Genomic DNA, 19,638 nt, shown 5'->3' with positions numbered 1-19,638 from the left:
CAGCCGGGAATGGCGAACAGCGATTCAGACCCGGCCATTGACCAAGCGCAGGAGGCTCACCCTCGCACAACACGCTCATGACCAACAAGGCGCGTGGGCAAGATCGGGCCTATTGAATGAATGTCAAAAGCGGCACGGCAACTCACCGGGTTCGCACCGGCTTTCGATATATCACGCGCCCCGTGTGAACCGTGCGCACGCGCCGGGCTCTCGCGCACGCTCCCGGCGCACAGAACTCCGCAGTCCACTGGGACCGGCCCTTCTCGGGGGCCCCGCGCGGGACGGCGGCTCTCCCGCGCGAAACCGGCCGCCGACCCCGTTCAGCCCGCCCTCGGTCGGCGGCCCCGAGGGGGCCCGCTCGGGACGGGCCCGGGTCCGTGCTCAGGCGGCCTTCCGGCCGGTCAGCGCGAGCAGCCGCTCCAGGGGCGTGGCGTCGGGGGCGGCCTCGACCTCGGGTCCGAAGGCCCCGTTGGCTCGGGCACTCTCGGCGATCTGTCCGGCGACGGCCGCGGCGGTCGCGATCACGTCGTCGTCCGCCGTGAACGACTGGCCGGTGGCGGTGGCCAAGTCCCAGCCGTGCACGGTCAGCTCCATGATGGTGATCATCCCGGCGACCGGCGCGGGGCGGACGCTTCCGGCGAAGGGCGTCTCACCCTCCCAGGCGCCCGGCTCGGACCAGGCGGCGGCGAGCTTGTCGACGAGCGGCGGGAAGACCACCCAGGGGGCTTCGGTCAGGGCCGTCGGGGCGTCCGCCGCCGGCGGCTCCTTCGCTGCCGCGCGAGCACCGGTGACCAGCACGCCGAGCAGGTGCTCGCTGAGCCGGTGGACATCGAAGTCGGCGCAGGGAGTGGGGAATTCTCGTTTGCCGGTGAGGGCGGACGACTGCGTGTGGTCCCGCAGGTTGTGTGCCGCGCGGGCGACCTGGCCGGCGAGTTCCACGGAATCGGCGTTCATGACGGTTTCTCCTGTCCGAAGGGCGTGACCCGTCGACGCGGCGGACGGGTCACCCTGTACAGACCGGGCTCGGCCGGAAAAGGAAACGGTCCCGCCGGCTGCGCCCTCTCCCGCCTCGCACGGGGCCGCGTCCGACCCGACCTGAGACGTGCGTCACATGTGGGCCCTCGGATGTCACATCCGGGCCCGTTCCTCCCCTCGCAGTGGTGAGCGCATCAAGGGAGGCGAACCATGTCCGAAAGCCCCGAAGCGGTCGCCGACGGCCCCACGCGGGTCTTCGTCGAACACCGCGAGCTCATGTTCGCGATCGTCTACAACATCCTCGGAACCGTGGCCGACACCGAGGACGTCCTCCAGGAGTCCTGGCTGTCGTGGACGGGCCGTGCCCACCGCTCCCCGGTCGAGGACATCAGGAACCCGCGCGCCTACCTCGTCCGCGTCGCGGTCAACCACGCGCTCACCCGGCGCGCCGCCATCACCCGCCGCCGCGAGACCTATGTGGGCCCCTGGCTGCCGGAACCCCTGCTGGACGAACCGGCCGACGACGACTCCGCGGACGACCGCGTCCTGCGCTTCGAGTCCGTGTCACTGGCGATGCTGATCGTCCTGGAGTCGCTCACCCCGCTGGAGCGCGCGGTGTTCGTCCTCAACGAGGTGTTCGGCTACCCCCACACCGAGATCGCGCGGGTCATCGACCGCACTCCCGCGGCGGTCCGCCGGCTCGCGCACCGCGCCCGGGAACACGTGCACGCCCGCCGTCCCCGCTTCCGGACTCATCCGCGCGTCCGCCGCCAGGCGACCGAACGTTTCGTGGAGGCGGCGCTCGGCGGTGACATCGCCGCGCTGATGGAGATCCTCGCTCCGGACGTCACGGTGTGGACGGACGGCGGCGGCAAGGCCCGCCCGTCCGGTCTGCGGCCGGTGCGCGGCCGGGACAAGGCGGCCCGTCTGCTGGCCGGCTACGCCGGCCGCCGGCGGTCCGGCCTCGACGTCCGCTACCGGCGGGTCAACGGCGACGACTCGGCGGTGGTCTTCGACGGCGCGTCGCCCTACGCGGTCATGGTCATGGACCTCACCCAGGACGGCGAGCGGGTGTCCGACGTCTACATCGTCACCAATCCCGACAAGCTCGCGCACGTCCGGCGCGAGGAGGAAGCCGGCGCGGACGCGTTCACCGGGGCGGCGGGACGGGGGCGGGCATGACGGCCACCGAACGGCCGGGCGGGCGGGCGTCCTCCGGCGAGCGGATCGCCGACTGGCTCGACGGCCGACTCGGTCTCCACTCCCTCGGCAGTCGCTATCTGCGCAAGGTGTTCCCGGACCACTGGTCCTTCCTGCTCGGCGAGATCTGCCTCTACAGCTTCGTCGTCCTCGTCCTCACCGGCGTCTACCTCACCCTGTTCTTCCATCCGTCGATGAACGAGGTGGTCTACCACGGCAGTTACGTCCCGCTGAACGGCGTCCGGATGTCGGAGGCGTACGCCTCCACGCTCGACATCAGCTTCGATGTGCGCGGCGGACTGCTCATCCGGCAGATCCACCACTGGGCCGCGCTGATCTTCCTCGCCGCGATGCTCACGCACATGATGCGGCACTTCTTCACGGGCTCGTTCCGCAAGCCCCGCGAGGTGAACTGGGTCTTCGGCTGGACCCTGTTGCTTCTCGGCATGTTCGAGGGCCTGTTCGGCTACTCGCTGCCGGACGACCTGCTGTCCGGGACGGGACTCCGGTTCGTGAACGGGGCGCTCCTGGCGACGCCGGTCGTCGGCACGTACCTGTCGTTCTTCCTGTTCGGCGGGGAGTTCCCGGGCCAGGACATCGTGGCGCGCTTCTACTCGCTGCACGTCCTGCTGATCCCGGGCATCATGGCGGCGCTCGTCGTGGCCCATCTGATCCTGGTCGTGTACCACAAGCACACCCAGTTCGCGGGGCCGGGGAGAACCGAACGCAACGTCGTGGGAACGCCGTTCATGCCGGTCTACCTCGCGAAGGCGGGCGGCTTCTTCTTCCTGGTGTTCGGGGTCCTCGCGCTGGTCGCGGCGGTCGCTACCGTCAACCCGGTCTGGTCGTACGGCCCTTACCGCGCCGACCAGGTGTCGACGGGCGCCCAGCCTGACTGGTACCTCGGGTTCGCGGAGGGACTGGTGCGGGTGATGCCGGGCTGGGAGATCACCCTGGGGGGCCACACCCTCGTGCTCGGGGTGCTGATCCCCGTCCTCGTCTTCCCGTTGCTCCTGGTCGCCCTCGGTGTCTACCCGTTCGTCGAGGCCTGGATCACCGGCGACCGGCGCGAACACCATCTGCTGGACCGGCCCCGCAACCGGCCCGTCCGCACAGCGATAGGGGCGGCATGGATCAGTCTGTATCTGATCCTGCTGGCGGGCGGCGGCAACGACATCGTCGCGACCCGGCTCCATCTGTCGATCAACGCGGTCACCTGGACCGTACGGATCTCCGTACTGGTCGTCCCCGTCGTCGTGTTCGTCGTGACCCGCCGGATCTGTCTGGGTCTGCAGGCGCGGGACCGCGCACTGGTGGCGCACGGCCGTGCGACAGGCGTCGTCAGGCGCCTGCCGCACGGCGAGTACGTCGAGGTGCACCGCCCGCTCGGGCCGGCCGAGCTCCACACGCTCACCGAGCACGAGCGGCGGCCCCTCGCCACCGGCACGTCAGACGACCGGGACCTCCAGACGGCTGATCCGCATGCCGCCGTCGGAGGCGCCCGGGTGACCGCTCGCCATGACGAGACGCAGCCGTGAGCCGCGGACGGCGTCGAAGGTGATCACGGTCGGGGCGTCCGACGTCGTGGCCCAGTCGACGGCGGTCCCCCGCACCGGCGCGTACCGCCTCCCGTCCCACACCGACACCTCGACCGAGGCCGGGCGGGTGTGGGTCGCGTCGACGGTGAAGGAGACCTCGACGCGGTCGACGCGGCGGGGCCGCGCCCAGGCGACCGAGACCCAGTCCCCGGGGCGGGCTCCGCCGAAGGCGGGCAGCAGTGCCGTCGCCGACTTGTAGAAGGCGTTGGACCATCCGGTGGCCGTGTCGCCGTCGAGCATCGCGGCCGGCAGGGTGTCCGTGCGGCCCGAGTAACTGGCGTCCGCGTGCGGGTAGTTCGGCGCCGCCGGGTGGTCGGGCCCGAACGGCGTCACCGGGGTGGCCGCCCCGGACCCGGCGCGGGTGGCGCGCACGGCCGTCGTGCCCGCCCGGAGCCCCTTAGCCCGCGCGGTCACCTTCAGGGTGCCCGCCCTCGTCCCGGACCGGACGATGGCGAGTGCCTTGCCGTGGAAGGCGGTCCGGCTGCTCGCCTGATAGCGCTCGGCACTCTCCTGGCGGCCGTTGTCGAGGCCGGCGAGCGATCCGCCGTCGACGTCGAACGCGATGGGGTGTTCCGCGTCGGGCACGACGACACCATGGGCGTCGACCACTTCGGCGGTCACGAACACCAGGGAACGCCCGTCGGCCGCGAGAGAGGTACGGTCCGGCGTCAGGCGTACCGCGTGCGGGGCCCCGGCCGTGCGCAGGACGTCCGTCGCGACCGCCTTGCCTGCATGCCGGGCCACGGCCTTCAACTCCCCCGGGGCATAGGGGACCTTCCAGGTGAGGTGCAGTTTGCCCGCGCTGTCGTTCGGGCTCGTGTAACTCCCGGGATACGGGCCGCCGGTGAAGGTCTTGTCGTCGCCGGTCGCTTCCGTGGTCTCCAGGTACGTGCGCCCGTCGGTGGTCTTCTTCGTGTCGAACGTCCGCGTGCCGAGGGACGTCCCGTTGAGGAACAGCTCGACGGTGTCGACGTTCGCGTAGGCCCAGACCTCGACGGTGTCCCCCACCGTGTGGTTCCAGCTCATGGGCAGCAGGTGGACCATGGGCTCGCTCGTCCACTGGCTCTTGAACAGGTGGTACATGTCCTTCGGGAAGCCGGCCGTGTCGACCGCCCCGAAGAAGGAGGCCTTCACCGGGAAGACGTCGTACGGCGTGGGCTCCCCGATGTAGTCGATGCCCGACCACAGGAACTGGCCCGCGAACCATTTGCGGTCGCGGTCCTTCTTGTGGCCGTACTCGCCGCTCATCGTCCAGGAGGCGAGATTGTTGTCGTAGGAGGAGACCGCGCGCCTGCCCGGGGTGTGGTTCTCCCCGGTGTTGAGGTGTTCCGGCTCCTGGTACGCGGAGCGGGTCGAGGTCTCGGAGGACGACTCGGACTCGAAGAGGAACAGCCGGGGGTAGGCGGCGTGCAGGGCGTCCACCGATTTGGCGGTGTTGTAGTTCAGGCCGAGGCCGTCGAGCTTGGCGAGCATGAGGTCGGCCGCGGAGCCCTTCGTGGGAAGGCGGCGGTATTTGTCCGAGCCGATGACCAGCGGACGGGTGTCGTCCGCTGCCCTGATGGCGCCGATGATCCGGTCGGCCATGGCGAGCCCTGCGGTGGAGGTGGAGTCGGGCACCTCGTTGCCTATGGACCAGAGCACCACGGCGGGCGAGTTGCGGGCCGCGAGGACCATCTCGGTGGCGTCCTTCTCGGCCCACTCGTCGAAGAAGCGGCCGTAGTCGTAGGTCGTCTTGCCGGTCCGCCAGCAGTCGAAGGCCTCCACCATCATCACGATGCCCAGTTCCTCGCAGACCTGGACGATCTGCGGCGAGGGCGGGTTGTGGGAGGTGCGGAAGGCGTTGACGCCCATCGACTTCATGATGGTCATCTGGCGGCGTACGGCGTCGATGCTGATCGCCGCGCCGAGGGCGCCCTGGTCGTGGTGCAGGTCGACGCCCTTGATCTTGGCGTGGACGCCGTTGAGGTGGAAGCCCTCGTCCGGGTCGAAGCGGAACGTGCGGATGCCGAACGGCGTGCTGAAGGTGTCGACGACGTCGCCCCCGACGCGCAGTTCGGTCTCCAGCGTGTAGCGGTGCCCGGGGGTCGCGAAGTCCCACAACTTCGGCTTTTCGACGGTGAGTTCGTGGGTCTCGTCGGTCCGGTCGCCGACCGTGACCGTGCCGTTCGCGCGGGCGGCGACCCGGCCGTCGGGGCCGATGACCGTCGAGATCATCTGCACCTCGGCCGGGGCGCCGGAGTCGTTGACGACGGTCGTCCGGGCCCGGACGACCGCCCGCTCCCCGTCGACCTCCGGTGTCGTGACACGTGTCCCCCAGCGCGCGACATGGATCGCCTCCGTCACGACCAGCCGGGCCTCACGGTAGATGCCGCTGCCCGAGTACCAGCGGCTGCTGGGGAGTTGGTTGCGGACCTGGACCGCGATGACGTTCGCGGTACTGCCGTCCGTGTGCAGCGAGCCGGTCAGATCGAAGGCGAAGCCGGTGTATCCGTACGGGTGGCGGCCGACCTCCTCGCCGTTGCAGTACACGGAGGCGTCCATGTACACCCCGTCGAACTCCACGGAGATCCGCTTGCCCGCGAAGGCCGGCGGCAGGGTGAAGGAGGTGCGGTACCAGCCGAGGCCGCCGGGGAAGAACCCGGTGCCGCTGGTGGTGCCGTGCTCCGTGGTGGGGGTCTGCTCGATGCTCCAGTCGTGCGGCACCGCCACCGCCCGCCACGCCGAGTCGTCGTACTCGGGCCGCTCGGCCCCCGAGTAGGCGCCGGTCGGGTCGATGATGCCGCCCGCGTCGACCAGGGCGAAGCGCCAGCCGTCGCGCAGGGCGCGTGTGCGGCGTCCCGCGGCGTGCCCGGGGGACGCCGGCCGGGCGTCGGCGACGCCGGCGAGCGCGCCCACAGCGGGTACGGCCGTTCCTGCGATCAATACGGATCTACGAGCGACCGTCACGGCGTCTCCCTCATCAGTTCCCATAAGTCATCACAACTGATCGTGAACAAACAGATTCTGACGGTGGGACACACGGCGGAGTCAAGGGTCAGGCGGTCACTTCCGTCCCGCCGGTCGCATCGGCCGAAAATTCACCGTACGAATGGCTGTCCGGGACGTCCGTGTTCGGCGGTGCGCGGCGCGCGCAGCCACTAGGCTGGAACCCGGATGACGCGCTTGTTCACGGTGAGTGTGCACAAGGGAAAGTGGCGACGATGAGCCCGGTCCACCCTCTCGACGAGGCCGCCACTGCACGGGCGGTCATCGACGAGAACGGCACCTTGATCCACTGGAACGAGGGCGCCCACCGGCTCCTGGGGTACGCGCCCGAGGAGGTCGAGGGCCGCCCGGCGGCGGGACTCCTCGCTCCCGAGGCCACCGGCGCACCGCCGGGATCCACCGACTACCACTGGCACGGGCTGCTCGCCCTGCGGCACCGCGACGGCCGTGTCCTGACCGTGTGGCTGCTCGCCCACCGCCTCGAACGGAACGGCGACTGGCTCGTGGTCACCCCGCTGGACGCCGAGGAGCTCCGCGCCGTACGTTCCCAGGCCCTCAGCGCCCTGGACGCCCCGCTGGTCCGCGCGGTCCTCGCCCAGTCCCCGTGCGCCATGGCCGTCTACGACGACCGGCTGCGGCTGTACGGCGTCAACGACGCCATGTCCGAGGTGATCGGCCTCCCGGAGGACCGCATCCGGGGCCTGCGGATCTCCGAGATCGGCGACCAGCGGGCCGGTGCGCAGCTGGAGCACGAGATGGCCGACGTCCTCGCCTCCGGCCGCGGGCGGGACGTGGAGACGTACACGCGCGGCGGCGGCAGGGACCGGCCGCACCACTGGCTCGCGCGGATCGCGCCGCTGACCGACACCGAAGGACGCGTGCACGGCGTGTGCGTGGCCGCGCACGACTTCACCGAGCAGTACCGGGCCCGCGAGCGGCTCCAGCTGGTCAACGAGGCGAGCGTGCGCATCGGCAGCACCCTGGACGTCACGCGGACGGCCGAGGAACTCGCCGACGTCTGCGTCCCCGCTCTCGCCGACTTCGTCAGCGTCGATCTGCTGGACCCCCCGGACAACGGCGGTGAGTACCGCGCCGAACCGCCGACCGCCCCGATCACGCTCCGCCGCGCCGCCCACCGGTCGGTGAACCCGGGCAGCCCCGAAGCGGTCGTCGAACCCGGCGACGTCGACGTCTACCCCGCGTCCTCCCCGCAGGCCGACTCCCTGATCGCGGGCCGGCCGCTCGTCGCGCCGAACGCCGACGGCACGCTGGAGGAATGGCTGAACTGGGACGAGGTCCGCGGCAAGCGTGTCCGCGAGTACGGCATCCACGCCACCATGTCGGTGCCCATCCGGGCCCGCGGCCGCACGCTCGGGGTGGCCGTCCTCAGCCGGTTCCGGCGGGCCGAGCCCTTCACCGCCGACGACATACTGCTCGCCGAGGAGGTCACGGCCAGGGCCGCCGTCTGCATCGACAACGCCCGCCGCTTCTCCCGCGAGCGCCAGACCGCGCTCGCGCTGCAGCGCAGCCTGCTCCCCCAGTCCCTTCCTCGCACGGCGGCCCTGGAGGCGGCGTCGCGCTATCTGCCCGCGGCGCGCGCCGGGGTGGGCGGCGACTGGTTCGACGTGATCCCGCTGTCCGGGATGCGGGTCGCCATGGTCGTCGGCGATGTCATCGGCAACGGCATCCAGGCCTCGGCGACGATGGGCCGGCTGCGCACCGCCGTCCGTACGCTCGCCGACATCGACCTGGCCCCGGACGAGTTGCTCACCCACCTCGACGACCTCGTCGTCCGGCTGTCCGCCGAGGCCGGTGCGGAGGGCACCACCGGAGAGGTCGGCGCCACGTGCGTCTACGCGGTGTACGACCCGGTCTCCCGGCGCTGCACCCTCGCCCGGGCGGGCCATCCGCCGCCCGTCGTCCTGCTGCCGGACGGCGTGCCCCGGGAGATCGACGTGCCGCCCGGTCCCGCGCTCGGCCTCGGCGGGCTGCCCTTCGAGTCCGTCGAGCTCGATCTGCCCGAGGGCACGGTGCTCGCGCTGTACACCGACGGCCTGCTCGAGAGCCGCGAACGGGACCTCGACACCGGCCACCGGCTGCTGTGCCGGGCACTGGAGGAGTCGTCGCAGTCCCTCGAGGAGGCGGCGCACGCGATCCTCCAGGCGCTGCTTCCGGCGGGCGGGGCACCGGACGACGTGGCGCTGCTGCTCGCCCGTACCCACGGGCTCGCCGCCTCGGACGTGGCCACCTGGGACATCCCCGCCGACCCCGCTCTCGTCGCGCCGATCCGCAAGCAGGTCGCCGAGCAGCTGGAGGTCTGGGAGCTGACCGGGGCCACCTTCACGGCCGAGCTCGTGGTGAGCGAACTCGTCACGAACGCCATCCGCTACGGCGAGTCACCGATTCGGCTGCGGCTCATCCACGACGACGAGACCCTGATCTGCGAGGTCTCGGACAGCAGCCACACCGCGCCGCATCTGCGGCGTGCGAAGACCTTCGACGAGGGCGGGCGCGGGCTGCTCCTCGTCGCCCAGCTCACCCAGCGCTGGGGCAGCCGGCACACGCCGGAGGGCAAGACGATCTGGGCGGAGCTGTCACTCCTCGGCGAGGAGTGAGCGCGCGCCGCTCCCGGCCTGACGGACCGTTCAGGGGCGAGTAACGGGCAGGTCGGCGACGCGGGGGTGCGGGCATCACAGGAGCGACGCGCAGAGAGCGCCTTCGCCGAGGCGGAGTGAAGGGGTTCGGGAGCGAGCGCGGGCAGGTCGGCGACGCGGCGTGCAGGGATCACGGGAGCGTGGCGCAGGGCCCTTTCGCCGACGCGGCGTGCAGGCTTCGGTAGCGAGCGCGAAGCAGGTCGGCGACGCGGGGTGCGGGCCCTGAGGGACGAGGGATGTCCCGTCTGATGTGATGGGAGCGCGCCGCCATCACCGCCCGGAGGACCGAATCCTGAACAGCCCGCTCGTCCAAGGAATCTCCGGCCCGGCCGGCACCCCCCTCGCCGAAACGCTCGCCGCCGGCCCCGGCGCCCATCTCGCCGCGCCGCACTTTCCCGGGCTCGGCGCGCAGGTGGCCGCGCCGCACTTCCGCGGGCTCGGCACGCAGATCGCCGCGCCGCTGTCCGCCGCTCTGGGCAGTCCGTTCGCCGAGGCGCTGTCCGTCGTCCTGCTCGCGGCCGTCCTCGTGTGCGCGGTGGTGCGGCCGTTCGACTGGCCCGAGGCGGTCGTGGCCGTGCCCGCCGCGGGGCTGGTCCTGGCCACGGGGGCGATCTCCTGGGACCACGTCCGCGCGGAGGCCGCGCACCTGGGTCCGGTGATCGGTTTCCTGGCGGCGGTCCTCGTCCTGGCCAAGTACTGCGACGACGAGGGGCTCTTCCACGCCTGTGGCGCGTGGATGGCCCGCTGGGCAGCGGGGCAGCCCGGCCGCCTGCTGACGGCGGTCTTCGTCCTCGCCTCGGCGATCACCGCCGTGCTCAGCCTGGACGCCACCATCGTGCTGCTCACGCCGGTCGTGTTCGCGACGGCCGCGCGGATGGGTGCCCGCCCGAAACCGCATGTGTACGCGTGCACCCACCTGTCGAACACCGCCTCGCTCCTCCTGCCGGTCTCCAACCTCACCAACCTGCTCGCGTTCACCGCCAGCGGTCTGAGCTTCACCCGGTTCGCCGCGCTGATGGTGCTGCCCTGGCTGGTCGCGATCGGCGCCGAGTACGTGATCTTCCGCCGCTTCTTCGCCCGCGACCTCGGGGCGGGCGCCCTCCCCCGTCGGACGGAGGAGGCCCCGGACGTACCGCTGTTCGCGCTGATCACCGTGGGCTGCACTCTGGCCGGTTTCGTGGTCGCCTCGGCGGTCGGCATCGATCCGGCCTGGTCCGCGGCGGCGGGAGCACTCGTCCTGGCCACCCGCGCCCTCGTCCGCCGCCGCACCACCCCGCTCACCGTGGTGCGTGCCGCCGCGCCCTCCTTCCTCGCCTTCGTCCTCGCGCTCGGCATCGTGGTCCGCGCGGTGGTCGACAACGGTCTGGCCGACGCCCTCGGCCGGCTCCTGCCGGACGGCGGCTCGCTGCCCGCGCTGCTCGGCATCGCCGCGCTCGCCGCCGTATTGGCCAACCTGATCAACAACCTGCCCGCGGTCCTCGTCCTGCTGCCGCTGGCCGCCGACTCGGGTGCGGGGGCGGTGCTGGCCGTCCTGCTCGGAGTGAACATCGGGCCCAATCTGACGTACGCCGGTTCCCTGGCGACGCTGCTGTGGCGGCGTATCGTGCATCAGCACGAACACGGCGTCGACCTCAAGGAGTTCACCCGGCTGGGCCTGATCGCCGTGCCCGCGGCGCTGGTTCCCGCCGTACTGGCCCTGTGGGTCTCGCTCCAGGTCATCGGAGGCTGATGGGTATGCGGGTGGTCGTCTGGCTGGTCGAGGGAACCTGGCCCGCGTGCGTGGACGCCGTGCACACGCACGCTCCCGGTGCGACGGACGTGGTGCTGCTCCATGTCGCGGACCCCGGAGTGCCCGGCCTCGCGCACGGTGCCTTCGCGGGGCTGCTCGGCCGCGGACGCTCCGAGCCCGACCCGGGCGACCTCCTGGAATCCCTCGGTACGGCCTCGGGCGCGGAGCTCCTCGACACGGCGGCCGCGCGGCTGGGCGGCCCGGCGACGCGGCTGGAGCGTTCCGGCCGCGTCGAACGGGAGGTGGTCGCCGCGGCCGAGGGGGCCGATCTGCTCGTGCTGGCCCGCGACGGCGACCGCAGCCGGCTCGGCCCGCACAGTCTCGGACCGGCCGGGCGTTTCGTCGTGGACCACGCGCCCTGCCCGGTGCTGCTCGTCTGGCCCGAGCCGGCACCGGACGTCACGACCTTGCCGCCCCCTCCCCCGCATCCCCCGCATCCCCCGCGTCACTGAGGTGCCGTATCCCGTGGGGCCCGGTGGCGTCCCGTCCCGCGGGCGGGGCGGCGGGCGGCACGGTGCGGCGGTCTCCCGCGGGCGTCACGCGCGCAGGCATCCCCCGGGCGGGGTATCGGCCCGGCGTGAGGCATGAGGGACACGGTGAGAAGGGACGGTCGTATGACAGTCACGGACGCGATCGGGCTCGGCCGGTTCGAGGAGGACGGCTTCGCGGTGGTACGCGGGCTGTTCACCCGCGCCGAGATCGAGGAACTGTGCAAGGAGTTCACGGCGCTCCACGCGGCCGGCCCGGTCCCCGGGCACTTCGAACCCCGCGCCGCGAAGACCGGCGGCACGGAGACCGGCGGCACGGAGGCGGGCGCCGCGAAGACCGGCGGCAGGTTGACGGGCGGCGGGCAGACGGGCGGCAAGGCGACCGGCGCCCCGGCCGACCCGCTGCACGTCTACCCCCGTGTCATGCACCCGCACCGCATCAGCGGCCTGTCGCTGCGTCTGCTGCTCGACCCGCGGGTGCGGGACATCCTCGAAACCCTGCTGGGAGAAGAGGTCCTGGCCGCGCAGAGCATGTTCTACTTCAAGCCGCCCGGAGCCCGCGGGCAGGCACTGCATCAGGACAACTTCTACCTCCGCGTCGAACCGGGCACCTGTGTGGCCGCCTGGATTGCCTGTGATGACATCGACCGCGCGAACGGCGGCCTGGAGGTCGTGCCGGGCACCCACCGGATGGACCTGTTCTGCCCGCAGGAGGCGGACCCGGCGCTGTCGTTCGCCCGCGAGTACGTGCCGCCGCCGTCCGGTCTGGTCCCCGTGCCCGTCGACATGGAGCCGGGGGACGTCCTGTTCTTCAACGGCAGCCTCGTCCACGGCTCCGGCCCCAACCGGAGCGCGGACCGATTCCGCCGCTCCTTCATCGGCCATTACGTCGGCCGCTCCACGCTGCGCATCGGCGGCTTCTACCGCACGCTGACGATGGACGGCGAACCCGTCGCCCTGCCCGAGAGCGAGGGCGCGGGTCCGTGCGGCACGGACTTCCCGGTGGCGGGTCCGCACTGAGGGCGGGCGGACTATTCCGGCAAGTCGGCCAGCGCGTCCCGGAGTTGACCCCGGGAGGTGATGCCGAGTTTGGGAAAGATCCGGTACAGGTGGAAGCCGACCGTGCGCGGGGAGAGGAAGATGCGTTCCCCTATCTCCCGGTTGGTGAGTCCGGTCGCAGCGAGACGGGCGATCTGCACCTGCTGCGCGGTCAGTTCGGCGAGGACGTCGAGGGAGGTCCGGGGTTTGGCACCGGGAGTGACACCGGCGGCCCGGAGCTCCGCGCGGGCCCGTTCGGTCCAGGGGCGGGCGCCGAGCCGCTCGAAGACGTGCAGCGCGGCGCCGAGCAGCGAGCGTGCGGCCACGGCACGCCGGCGGCGGCGCAGCCACTCGGCGTAGTCGAGGCGGACCTGGGCCCGTTCGAAGGGCCACTGGTCCCCCGCGGGGTCGGCCAGTGCCCTCTCGAAGTGCCGCTCGGCGTCGTCCGGTTCGGCCAGCAGTGCGGCGGCCCGGTGCACGATCGCGTCGAGCCGTGGCGACATCTCGCCGCGCGCGAGGCGTCGGCGGGCCGCGTCGAGGACGCTCCGCGCGTCCTCGGTCCGTCCGGTGCGGACGGCGGCGGCGGCGAGGTCGGCGAGGTAGTAGTCCGAGGCGTGGAAATGAAGGGGTGCGGGCTCCGGCTCCTGGGTGTAGACGGCCCGGAAACGGTCGTAGGCCGCCGCATGGTCGCCGTCCGCGAGCGCTGCCGCCCCGAGCGCGTAGTGGGCGCGTACCTGGAGGCTGAGGCAGTGCGGCAGGTCGATGCCGTGGACGGCGCGCTGCACGGCCGTCCGGGCGGCCTCGGTCTCCCCGCGCAGGGCGAGCAGGGTCGCGCGCAGCAGGGGCGAGCCGACCGCGACGTTCTCCAGGCCCGCTTCGGCGGCCGTGCGGTAGGCCTCGTCGAGGGCGCCGCGGCACTCCGCCCAGGCGCCGCTCTCGTAGAGGGCCAGTGCGAGCGCCTGGGCGACGGTCGCGTTCGCCCCGGCGGTCGGGGAGCGCCGCAGATGTTCCAGGGCGGCGCCGAGCAGGCGGACCGCCTCGGCGGTCTCGTCCAGCACCCAGGCGGTTCCTCCGGAGACGACCAGGCGGGAGAGCGGGAGGTCGGTCCCGTCCCCGGCCGCGCTCGCGGTCCGCGGGTCGGTCCGGACGTCCGCGAGCAGGTCGAGGGCCCGCCTGCGGTGGCGTAGGGGATCGCAGGCCGCTAGCGCCCACATGCGGCCCGCCTCGTCCTCCTGGGGCGGTACGCGTTCGACGAGGGCGAGGATCTTCTCCCGGTGTTCCGGAGCACCCGAGTTGTACGCGGGCGTGGCGGCGGTGCTGAGGGCGTCGAGGGCGAGGACCGGATGCGCATCGACGGCGGCTTCGGCGACGGGCAGCAGGAAGCCGAGCGAGCCCGCGAACTGGGTGGTCACGGCGAGTGCCCAGCCGGCGCGCAGGGCCGCTTCGGCGAGCAGGGCCGGGTCGTCGGTGATGGTGGCGACGCGGGCGCTGATCTCGCCGACCCAGCGGGGATGTCCGGCGTACATCGCCATGGTCGCGGCGCGCACCAGGCGCCGGGCGCGGACGGCGGGGTCGGGGCTGAGCCGGGCGGCGCGTTCGAGGGCCGTGGCCGCTGCCGCGTATCCGCCGCGGCGCTGGGCGCGGGCCGCGCTGTCCTCCAGTCCCCGGGCGGCCTGCTCGTCGACTCCGGAGACGGCGGCCGCGTGGTGCCAGGCGCGGCGGTCGGGGTCGGCGACGAGGACGCCGGCGAGTGCCCGGTGGGCCGTCCGGCGTTCGGCGTAGCCCGCGGCCTGGTAGACGGCCGAGCGGATCAGCGGGTGACGGAAGCGGATGTGGTCGTCGTCGATGCGGACGAGTCCGGCGCGCTCGGCGGGGAGCCAGTCGTCGGGGGTCGCCGTGTCACCGGCGGCGGAGAGGATGACGGCGAGTTCGGCGCTCTCCGCGGCTGCCGCGAGGAGCAGCAACTGTCGTGTCTCCTTCGGCAGTTCGGGCAGGTCGGCGGCGAAGATGGCTTCCAGCCGGTCGGTGAGGGGCAGCGTGCCCTGCTCGGCGTTCGCGGGGTCGCGTCCGACGGCGCGGGCGAGTTCGACGAGCGCGAGGGGGACGCCCGCGGCCTGTTCGAGGACGTGCGAGCGGGCCCGCCCCGCGGGCGGTTGCGGCTGGTGGTCGAGGAGGAGCGCGGCGGACACCTGATCGAGCGGCTCGACCGTCAACTGCCGTATTTCCCGGGCCAACTGGGGCGGTACGTCGGTGTCCCGGGACGCCAGGACCAGGGTGACCGGCTCGCCTTCCAGCCGCCGGGCCACGAAGGCGAGGACGTCGAGCGTGCCCAGGTCCATCCAGTGCGCGTCGTCCACGATCAGCAGGACGGGGCCCCGTTCGGCCGCGTCGGAGAGCAGCGTCAGGGCGCCGAGCGCGGTCAGCATCGGGTCGGACGCGGGCTCGGTGCCGTCGTCGAGTCCGAACACGCCGAGCAGTGCGGTGCGTTGACGCGGGGGGAGGCCGTCGGCCAGGTCCAGGACGGGGCGCAGGAGTTGGTGCAGTCCGGCGAACGCCAGCTCCGACTCCCCTTCGCTGCCCCGGCAGCGCAGTACCCGTACGCCGGCCCGCCGCGCGGTGCGGGCGGTGGCGTCCAGCAGGACGCTCTTGCCCGCGCCGGGGCCGCCCGTCACCACCAGGGACTCGGAGCCGCCCGCCGCGAGCTCGTCCACCAGGCGGGCCAGCAGTGTCATTTCCCGGTCGCGGCCGACGATCCACTCGTCTCCGGCCGGCGTCATACGGCGGGTCCGGGGATCGCCGTGGAGGTGAAGTCGAGGACGGCGTCGGCGACGCCCTTCGGGTTCTCCAGGAGCATCGCGTGGGTTCCGTCGATCTCCGCGATCGTCACATCGGGCCGCTCCTCGGCCAGTCGGGCCAGGTCCCGGGCGAGTCCTCGCGCGTAGGCGGCCATCAGCGCGTCGAACCACTCCATCCCGTGGATCGCCGGGCCGGGCCGCAGCGCGCGCCCGATGAGCTGGGGAACCGGCGTGTCGCGGAACAGGGCGAAGAGGTCGAGCGAGTCGATCGCGGCGAGCATCTCCCGCGCGTGTTGCCGCTCCGGTCCGACGTCGAGCGTTCCGTCGGGCCGCTCCCGCAGCGACCGCACGGCGCCGGCCTCCAACAGCTCGTAGGGGATGCCCAGTCGGGCGGACGTGGCGCGCTGCTGGGCGAGCAGCTCCCGCAATCCGTCGGCGGGCAGCGGGAGGCCGAACCGGGAGTGCGCCAACTTCCTGACCCGGAGGAGGCGTTGCTCGACGTAGGCGGGGTCGAGTCCCACGTACTGGTCGGGGCGGCCCCATCCGTACCCGTCGAGGTTCACCGCGCCGGGCGTGACGTCGGGGTGCCGTGACGCGTGGAGCACGGCGAGCATTCCGCCGAGGGAGTGGCCGACCGGCAGCGCGTGGGGGATGTCGTACTGCTCCAGGACGCGTTCGAGGTCGGCGAGCACCTCCGGCAGGCTCCAGGTGCCCTCGGGTGAGCGGCCGTGGCCGCGCAGGTCGACGGCGAGCACCCGGTGCCGGGCGACGAGCAGCGGGGCGACGGCGGCCCAGTCGGCGAGCGTGCGTCCCGCTCCGTGGAGGAGGAGCAGGGGTGGACCGTCTCCCCCGTGGTCGTGTACGGCCAGTTCGATGCGCTCTCCGGTCATATCCTGACAATAAAGCGTCAGGTCAGGGCTCCATGACGAGTTTGAGTGCGGCGAGCGGACCGCCGGGGAACTCCTGGAGCCGCCCTCCGTCCGCGAGTCGGCCGAGATCCGTGGCGGCCCAGCCCACGCGCCGGGCGAGACGGGCGACGCGTTCGTTGGCACGGGCGTGGTCGCCGGAGAGGAAGATCACACGCCGTCCGGCCGGAGTCAGCGGATCGGCGCCGAGCACGTCCGGCGGCAGGGTGTTGAAGGCCTTGACCAGCCTGGCGCCGGGCACCAGCCCGGCGACGATCTCGCTGGAGACGCGGCCGCCGAGGTCCGCGGCCCTGAAGTCCGGCGGGCCGAGCGGGTTGGTGGGGTCGACGACGATCCGTTCCTGCCAGTCGGTGACGTCCGCCGCGGCCACCACCTCGCCGAGCCGCCGCCACGGCACGGCGAGGACGACGATCTCCTGGTCCGCGGCCTCGCCGACGGTGGCGGGTCTCAGCGCGGATCCGGTCCGGGCGGCGAGGGCCCGCAGCGACGCGGGGCCACGGCTGTTGCTGATGACGACCTGCTCGCCCGCCGCGAGAAACCGCCCCGCGAGGGCCTGGCCGACGGCTCCGGCGCCGATGATTCCGATGGGCATGGCATGCCTGCTCTCCTCGATGTCCCCGCGGTCCGCTCCTTGGCCGCGCCCGGCCTCCCGACGGGCGCCCGGCCAGCATCGGGGCACTTCCCCGGCGGCGGCATCCGTCGTATGACCGGCCCGCGCTCCGGCCGGCGGGCCGGGGCCGGAGCGTGCCCGGGGCCGAGGCAGGCCCTTGACGAAGTCGGGCATGCGCGATTTGATCCTCGCGTGCCGTGGTGCGACCCGGCACGCAGAGGTACGCCCAGCCGGTAGCGGACACGGTTCAAGTCCGGCCAAAGTCGCCAGGATCGCGCTCAGCGTCCGAGGCGGGGACGTACTCGCGATTGATGGAGCGGACATGCCCCCCGTCAAACGTGTTCTCCGCGCCGGAATTCTGGGTACGGCCACGGCCCTGGCCGGTCTTCTGACGCTCGCGGGCTGCGACTCGGGCAAGAGCACGAGCGCATCGCCGAAGAGCCCGAGCAGGAAGTCCCGGACCCCGGCCGCCTCTCCGGAGCCCTCCGGAACCCCGGCCGAGCCCTCGACGGCGGCCGGTTCGCCGAAACCGACGCCCCGCCCCGACCGGACGGCGAAGGTGAAACTCCCGCCGCTCCACGCGGGTTTCGACTACCAGATCGGCGGCGCCTATCCGCCGGCCGCCGGTGTCCGCATCGTCAGCCGCGACCGCTCGTCGTCCCCGGCGCCGGGCCTGTACAACATCTGCTACGTCAACGCCTTCCAGGCACAGCCGGAGGAACGCGGGAAGTGGCCCGCCGACCTGCTGCTGCGGGACGCGCACGGCAAGGTCGTCGTCGACGAGGACTGGAACGAGGCGCTGCTCGACATCCGCACGCCGGCCAAACGCGAGCGGGTGGCCGCGCGCGTCGACCGATGGATCGACGACTGCGCCCGCAAGGGATTCGACGCGGTCGAGCCGGACAACTTCGACAGCTACACCCGCTCCCGGAAGCTGCTGACCGCCGACGACGCCACCGCGTTCATCCGCCTTCTGTCGGATCACGCGCACGCCCGGCAGCTGGCGATCGGGCAGAAGAACACCGTCGAACTGGCGGGGCTCAGGTCGCGGACCGGGCTCGACTTCGCGGTGGCGGAGGAGTGCGGCGAGTACGACGAGTGCGGGGAGTACGCGAAGGCGTTCCACGACCGGGTGGTCGTCGTCGAGTACACCGACAGCGGTCTGCGCAAGGCCCGTTCGGCCTTCGGTGACCGGCTGAGCATCGTGCGCCGGGACGTGCTGGTCTCGACGCCCGGCAGCGCGGACTACGTCCGCAAGACGCGCTGACGGGGGCCGGGATGACACGCGCGATCGCGCGGCGCCGGCTGCTCCTGGGCGCGGCCGCCGCCGGGACCCTCGCCGGCTGTGCCGGCCCCTCGGACGGCGTCGGCGCCGACGGCCGGGTGACCGTCGAGCTGTGGCACGGCCAGAACGACACGGCCAGGAAGGCCGTGGAGGCGCTGGTGGCCGAGTTCAACCGCACGCATCCACGTATCCGCGTGGACAGTTCGGGCGGCGGGGTGCTGGCCGACGCGATGCTCCAGAAGGTGACGGCCGCGCTCGCCGCCGGCTCCTACCCCGACATCGCCTACATCTTCGGCTCGGACCTGGCCAGCGTCGCCCGCAGCCCCCGGGTCGTCGACCTGACCTCCGCGCTCCACAAGGGCTCCCCGCCGTGGAACTCCTTCTGGGCGCCGGTACGGGACGCGGTCACCGTCAACGGCAAGGTGCGCGCCGCCCCGGCGGTCCTCGACTCGCTGGCCGTCGTCTACAACAAGAAGCTGTTCCGGCAGGCCGGGGTCCCCTTCCCGGAGCCGGGCTGGAGCTGGGACGAGTTCACCGACACCGCACGGCGGCTGACCGACTCCGGGCGCGGCGTGTTCGGCACCGGCTGGCCGGGGACGGGCGACGAGGACACCGTCTGGCGGCTGTGGCCGATGATCTGGGACCTCGGCGGCGACGTGGTCGCCGCCGACGGCAAGGGCATCGGCTTCGCCCGGCAGGGCACCCGGGCCCTGGAGACCCTCGCCCGGCTGACCCGCGACAAGAGCGTGTACGTCGACCCGAAGCCGGGCGGCGAGCAGATGTACCAGGTCTTCCTGGGCGGCCGGATGGCCATGGTGGCGACCGGGCCCTGGCAGCTTCCGGACATCATCACCGCGAAGGTCGACTACGACGTCGTCCCCCTGCCGACCTACAACGGCAGACCGGTCACCATCTCCGGGCCGGACACCTGGACCGTGTTCGACAACGGCGAGGCCCGTTCCCGGGCCGCCGTCGAGTTCGTCCGCTGGATGAGCCGGCCGGCCCAGGACGCGCGCTGGGGCATCTCGGCCGGCAGCCTCCCGCTCAGCTCGGGCACCGCCCGGCGGCCGGAGTGGCGCGCCCACTCCGCGACGACCAGGGGGCTCGACGTGTTCACCGACGCGCTGGATTCCGCCCGGGTCCGGCCGGTGCACGCGGCCTACCCGCAGATCTCCCAGGCTCTCGGCGAGGCGATCGTCTCGGTCCTGCTCGGCAAGGACTCCCCCGCCCACGCCATCCGCCGGTGCGCCGACAGGGCCGACGCGGCCCTGCTCATCCCCCGGTGACCTCGACTT

At 72.7% G+C, this 19,638-nt stretch carries 13 protein-coding genes; 8 read left to right on the top strand and 5 right to left on the bottom strand.

Features of this window, described 5'->3' with window-relative positions; all coding sequences use genetic code 11:
* Positions 1-381: 381 nt before the first annotated feature.
* On the bottom strand, positions 382-954 hold the full coding sequence (locus OG788_RS38595) for a TIGR03086 family metal-binding protein (protein WP_406375619.1): 573 nt from the start codon (positions 952-954) through the stop codon (positions 382-384).
* 231 nt (positions 955-1,185) lie between these two features.
* Here OG788_RS38595 and OG788_RS38590 point away from each other — a divergent pair, with 231 nt between their 5' ends.
* Positions 1,186-2,157, top strand: a complete 972-nt coding sequence (locus tag OG788_RS38590; RefSeq protein ID WP_406375618.1) for a sigma-70 family RNA polymerase sigma factor — start codon at positions 1,186-1,188, stop codon at positions 2,155-2,157.
* Complete coding sequence (locus OG788_RS38585; RefSeq protein WP_406375617.1) at positions 2,154-3,713, top strand: cytochrome bc complex cytochrome b subunit; 1,560 nt, start codon at positions 2,154-2,156, stop codon at positions 3,711-3,713. Before OG788_RS38590 ends, OG788_RS38585 begins: the two co-directional genes overlap by 4 nt.
* Here OG788_RS38585 and OG788_RS38580 read toward each other — a convergent pair.
* Positions 3,624-6,719: a glycoside hydrolase family 2 TIM barrel-domain containing protein gene (locus tag OG788_RS38580; protein WP_406375616.1), complete on the bottom strand. Its 3,096-nt coding sequence runs from the start codon at positions 6,717-6,719 to the stop codon at positions 3,624-3,626. The genes OG788_RS38585 and OG788_RS38580 overlap by 90 nt on opposite strands.
* Before the next feature lie 254 nt (positions 6,720-6,973).
* On the opposite strand from OG788_RS38580, the gene OG788_RS38575 reads away from it, so the two are divergent.
* The 4 genes from OG788_RS38575 to OG788_RS38560 all read left to right on the top strand — a co-directional run bounded on the left by OG788_RS38575 (position 6,974) and on the right by OG788_RS38560 (position 12,709).
* Positions 6,974-9,373: a SpoIIE family protein phosphatase gene (locus OG788_RS38575; RefSeq protein WP_406375614.1), complete on the top strand. Its 2,400-nt coding sequence runs from the start codon at positions 6,974-6,976 to the stop codon at positions 9,371-9,373.
* Positions 9,374-9,884: 511 nt separating this feature from the next.
* The gene (locus OG788_RS38570) at positions 9,885-11,141 is read left to right on the top strand and encodes an arsenic transporter (protein WP_406376958.1); all 1,257 of its coding nucleotides are present in this window, start codon (positions 9,885-9,887) and stop codon (positions 11,139-11,141) included.
* Positions 11,142-11,146: 5 nt separating this feature from the next.
* Positions 11,147-11,653 carry a universal stress protein gene (locus OG788_RS38565; protein ID WP_406375613.1) on the top strand — a complete coding sequence of 169 codons (507 nt, stop codon included), beginning with the start codon at positions 11,147-11,149 and terminating at the stop codon, positions 11,651-11,653.
* A 162-nt stretch (positions 11,654-11,815) separates the two neighbouring features.
* Positions 11,816-12,709 (top strand): phytanoyl-CoA dioxygenase family protein, encoded by an 894-nt coding sequence (locus tag OG788_RS38560; RefSeq protein WP_406375612.1) that lies wholly within the window; start codon positions 11,816-11,818, stop codon positions 12,707-12,709.
* A gap of 11 nt (positions 12,710-12,720) precedes the next feature.
* Here OG788_RS38560 and OG788_RS38555 read toward each other — a convergent pair whose 3' ends face one another.
* From OG788_RS38555 to OG788_RS38545, 3 genes are read right to left on the bottom strand one after another with little or no spacing between them, the layout of a single operon-like run.
* Entirely contained in the window at positions 12,721-15,504 is a 2,784-nt protein-coding gene (locus OG788_RS38555) for an AAA family ATPase (RefSeq protein ID WP_406375611.1), read from the bottom strand.
* Complete coding sequence (locus OG788_RS38550; RefSeq protein WP_406375610.1) at positions 15,501-16,412, bottom strand: alpha/beta fold hydrolase; 912 nt, start codon at positions 16,410-16,412, stop codon at positions 15,501-15,503. Before OG788_RS38550 ends, OG788_RS38555 begins: the two co-directional genes overlap by 4 nt.
* Before the next feature lie 22 nt (positions 16,413-16,434).
* Positions 16,435-17,232, bottom strand: a complete 798-nt coding sequence (locus tag OG788_RS38545; RefSeq protein ID WP_406375609.1) for an NADPH-dependent F420 reductase — start codon at positions 17,230-17,232, stop codon at positions 16,435-16,437.
* 148 nt (positions 17,233-17,380) lie between these two features.
* On the opposite strand from OG788_RS38545, the gene OG788_RS38540 reads away from it, so the two are divergent.
* Complete coding sequence (locus OG788_RS38540; RefSeq protein ID WP_406375608.1) at positions 17,381-18,325, top strand: endo alpha-1,4 polygalactosaminidase; 945 nt, start codon at positions 17,381-17,383, stop codon at positions 18,323-18,325.
* Positions 18,326-18,336: 11 nt separating this feature from the next.
* Positions 18,337-19,629, top strand: a complete 1,293-nt coding sequence (locus OG788_RS38535; protein WP_406375607.1) for an ABC transporter substrate-binding protein — start codon at positions 18,337-18,339, stop codon at positions 19,627-19,629.
* Positions 19,630-19,638 lie beyond the last annotated feature (9 nt).

This window comes from Streptomyces sp. NBC_00647 (assembly GCF_045207245.1).
GTDB lineage: Bacteria > Actinomycetota > Actinomycetes > Streptomycetales > Streptomycetaceae > Streptomyces.
This window is presented reverse-complemented; position numbering and strand designations above follow the sequence as displayed.

Bases quoted from the DNA above. Each gene is read 5' to 3' on its own strand.
- OG788_RS38575 (WP_406375614.1), top strand. From the start codon at position 6,974: ATGAGCCCGGTCCACCCTCTCGACGAGGCCGCCACTGCACGGGCGGTC.
- OG788_RS38555 (WP_406375611.1), bottom strand. From the start codon at position 15,504: ATGACGCCGGCCGGAGACGAGTGGATCGTCGGCCGCGACCGGGAAATG.
- OG788_RS38590 (WP_406375618.1), top strand. From the start codon at position 1,186: ATGTCCGAAAGCCCCGAAGCGGTCGCCGACGGCCCCACGCGGGTCTTC.
- OG788_RS38535 (WP_406375607.1), top strand. From the start codon at position 18,337: ATGACACGCGCGATCGCGCGGCGCCGGCTGCTCCTGGGCGCGGCCGCC.
- OG788_RS38595 (WP_406375619.1), bottom strand. From the start codon at position 954: ATGAACGCCGATTCCGTGGAACTCGCCGGCCAGGTCGCCCGCGCGGCA.
- OG788_RS38545 (WP_406375609.1), bottom strand. From the start codon at position 17,232: ATGCCCGACTTCGTCAAGGGCCTGCCTCGGCCCCGGGCACGCTCCGGC.
- OG788_RS38585 (WP_406375617.1), top strand. From the start codon at position 2,154: ATGACGGCCACCGAACGGCCGGGCGGGCGGGCGTCCTCCGGCGAGCGG.
- OG788_RS38560 (WP_406375612.1), top strand. From the start codon at position 11,816: ATGACAGTCACGGACGCGATCGGGCTCGGCCGGTTCGAGGAGGACGGC.
- OG788_RS38565 (WP_406375613.1), top strand. From the start codon at position 11,147: ATGCGGGTGGTCGTCTGGCTGGTCGAGGGAACCTGGCCCGCGTGCGTG.
- OG788_RS38540 (WP_406375608.1), top strand. From the start codon at position 17,381: ATGCCCCCCGTCAAACGTGTTCTCCGCGCCGGAATTCTGGGTACGGCC.
- OG788_RS38550 (WP_406375610.1), bottom strand. From the start codon at position 16,412: ATGACCGGAGAGCGCATCGAACTGGCCGTACACGACCACGGGGGAGAC.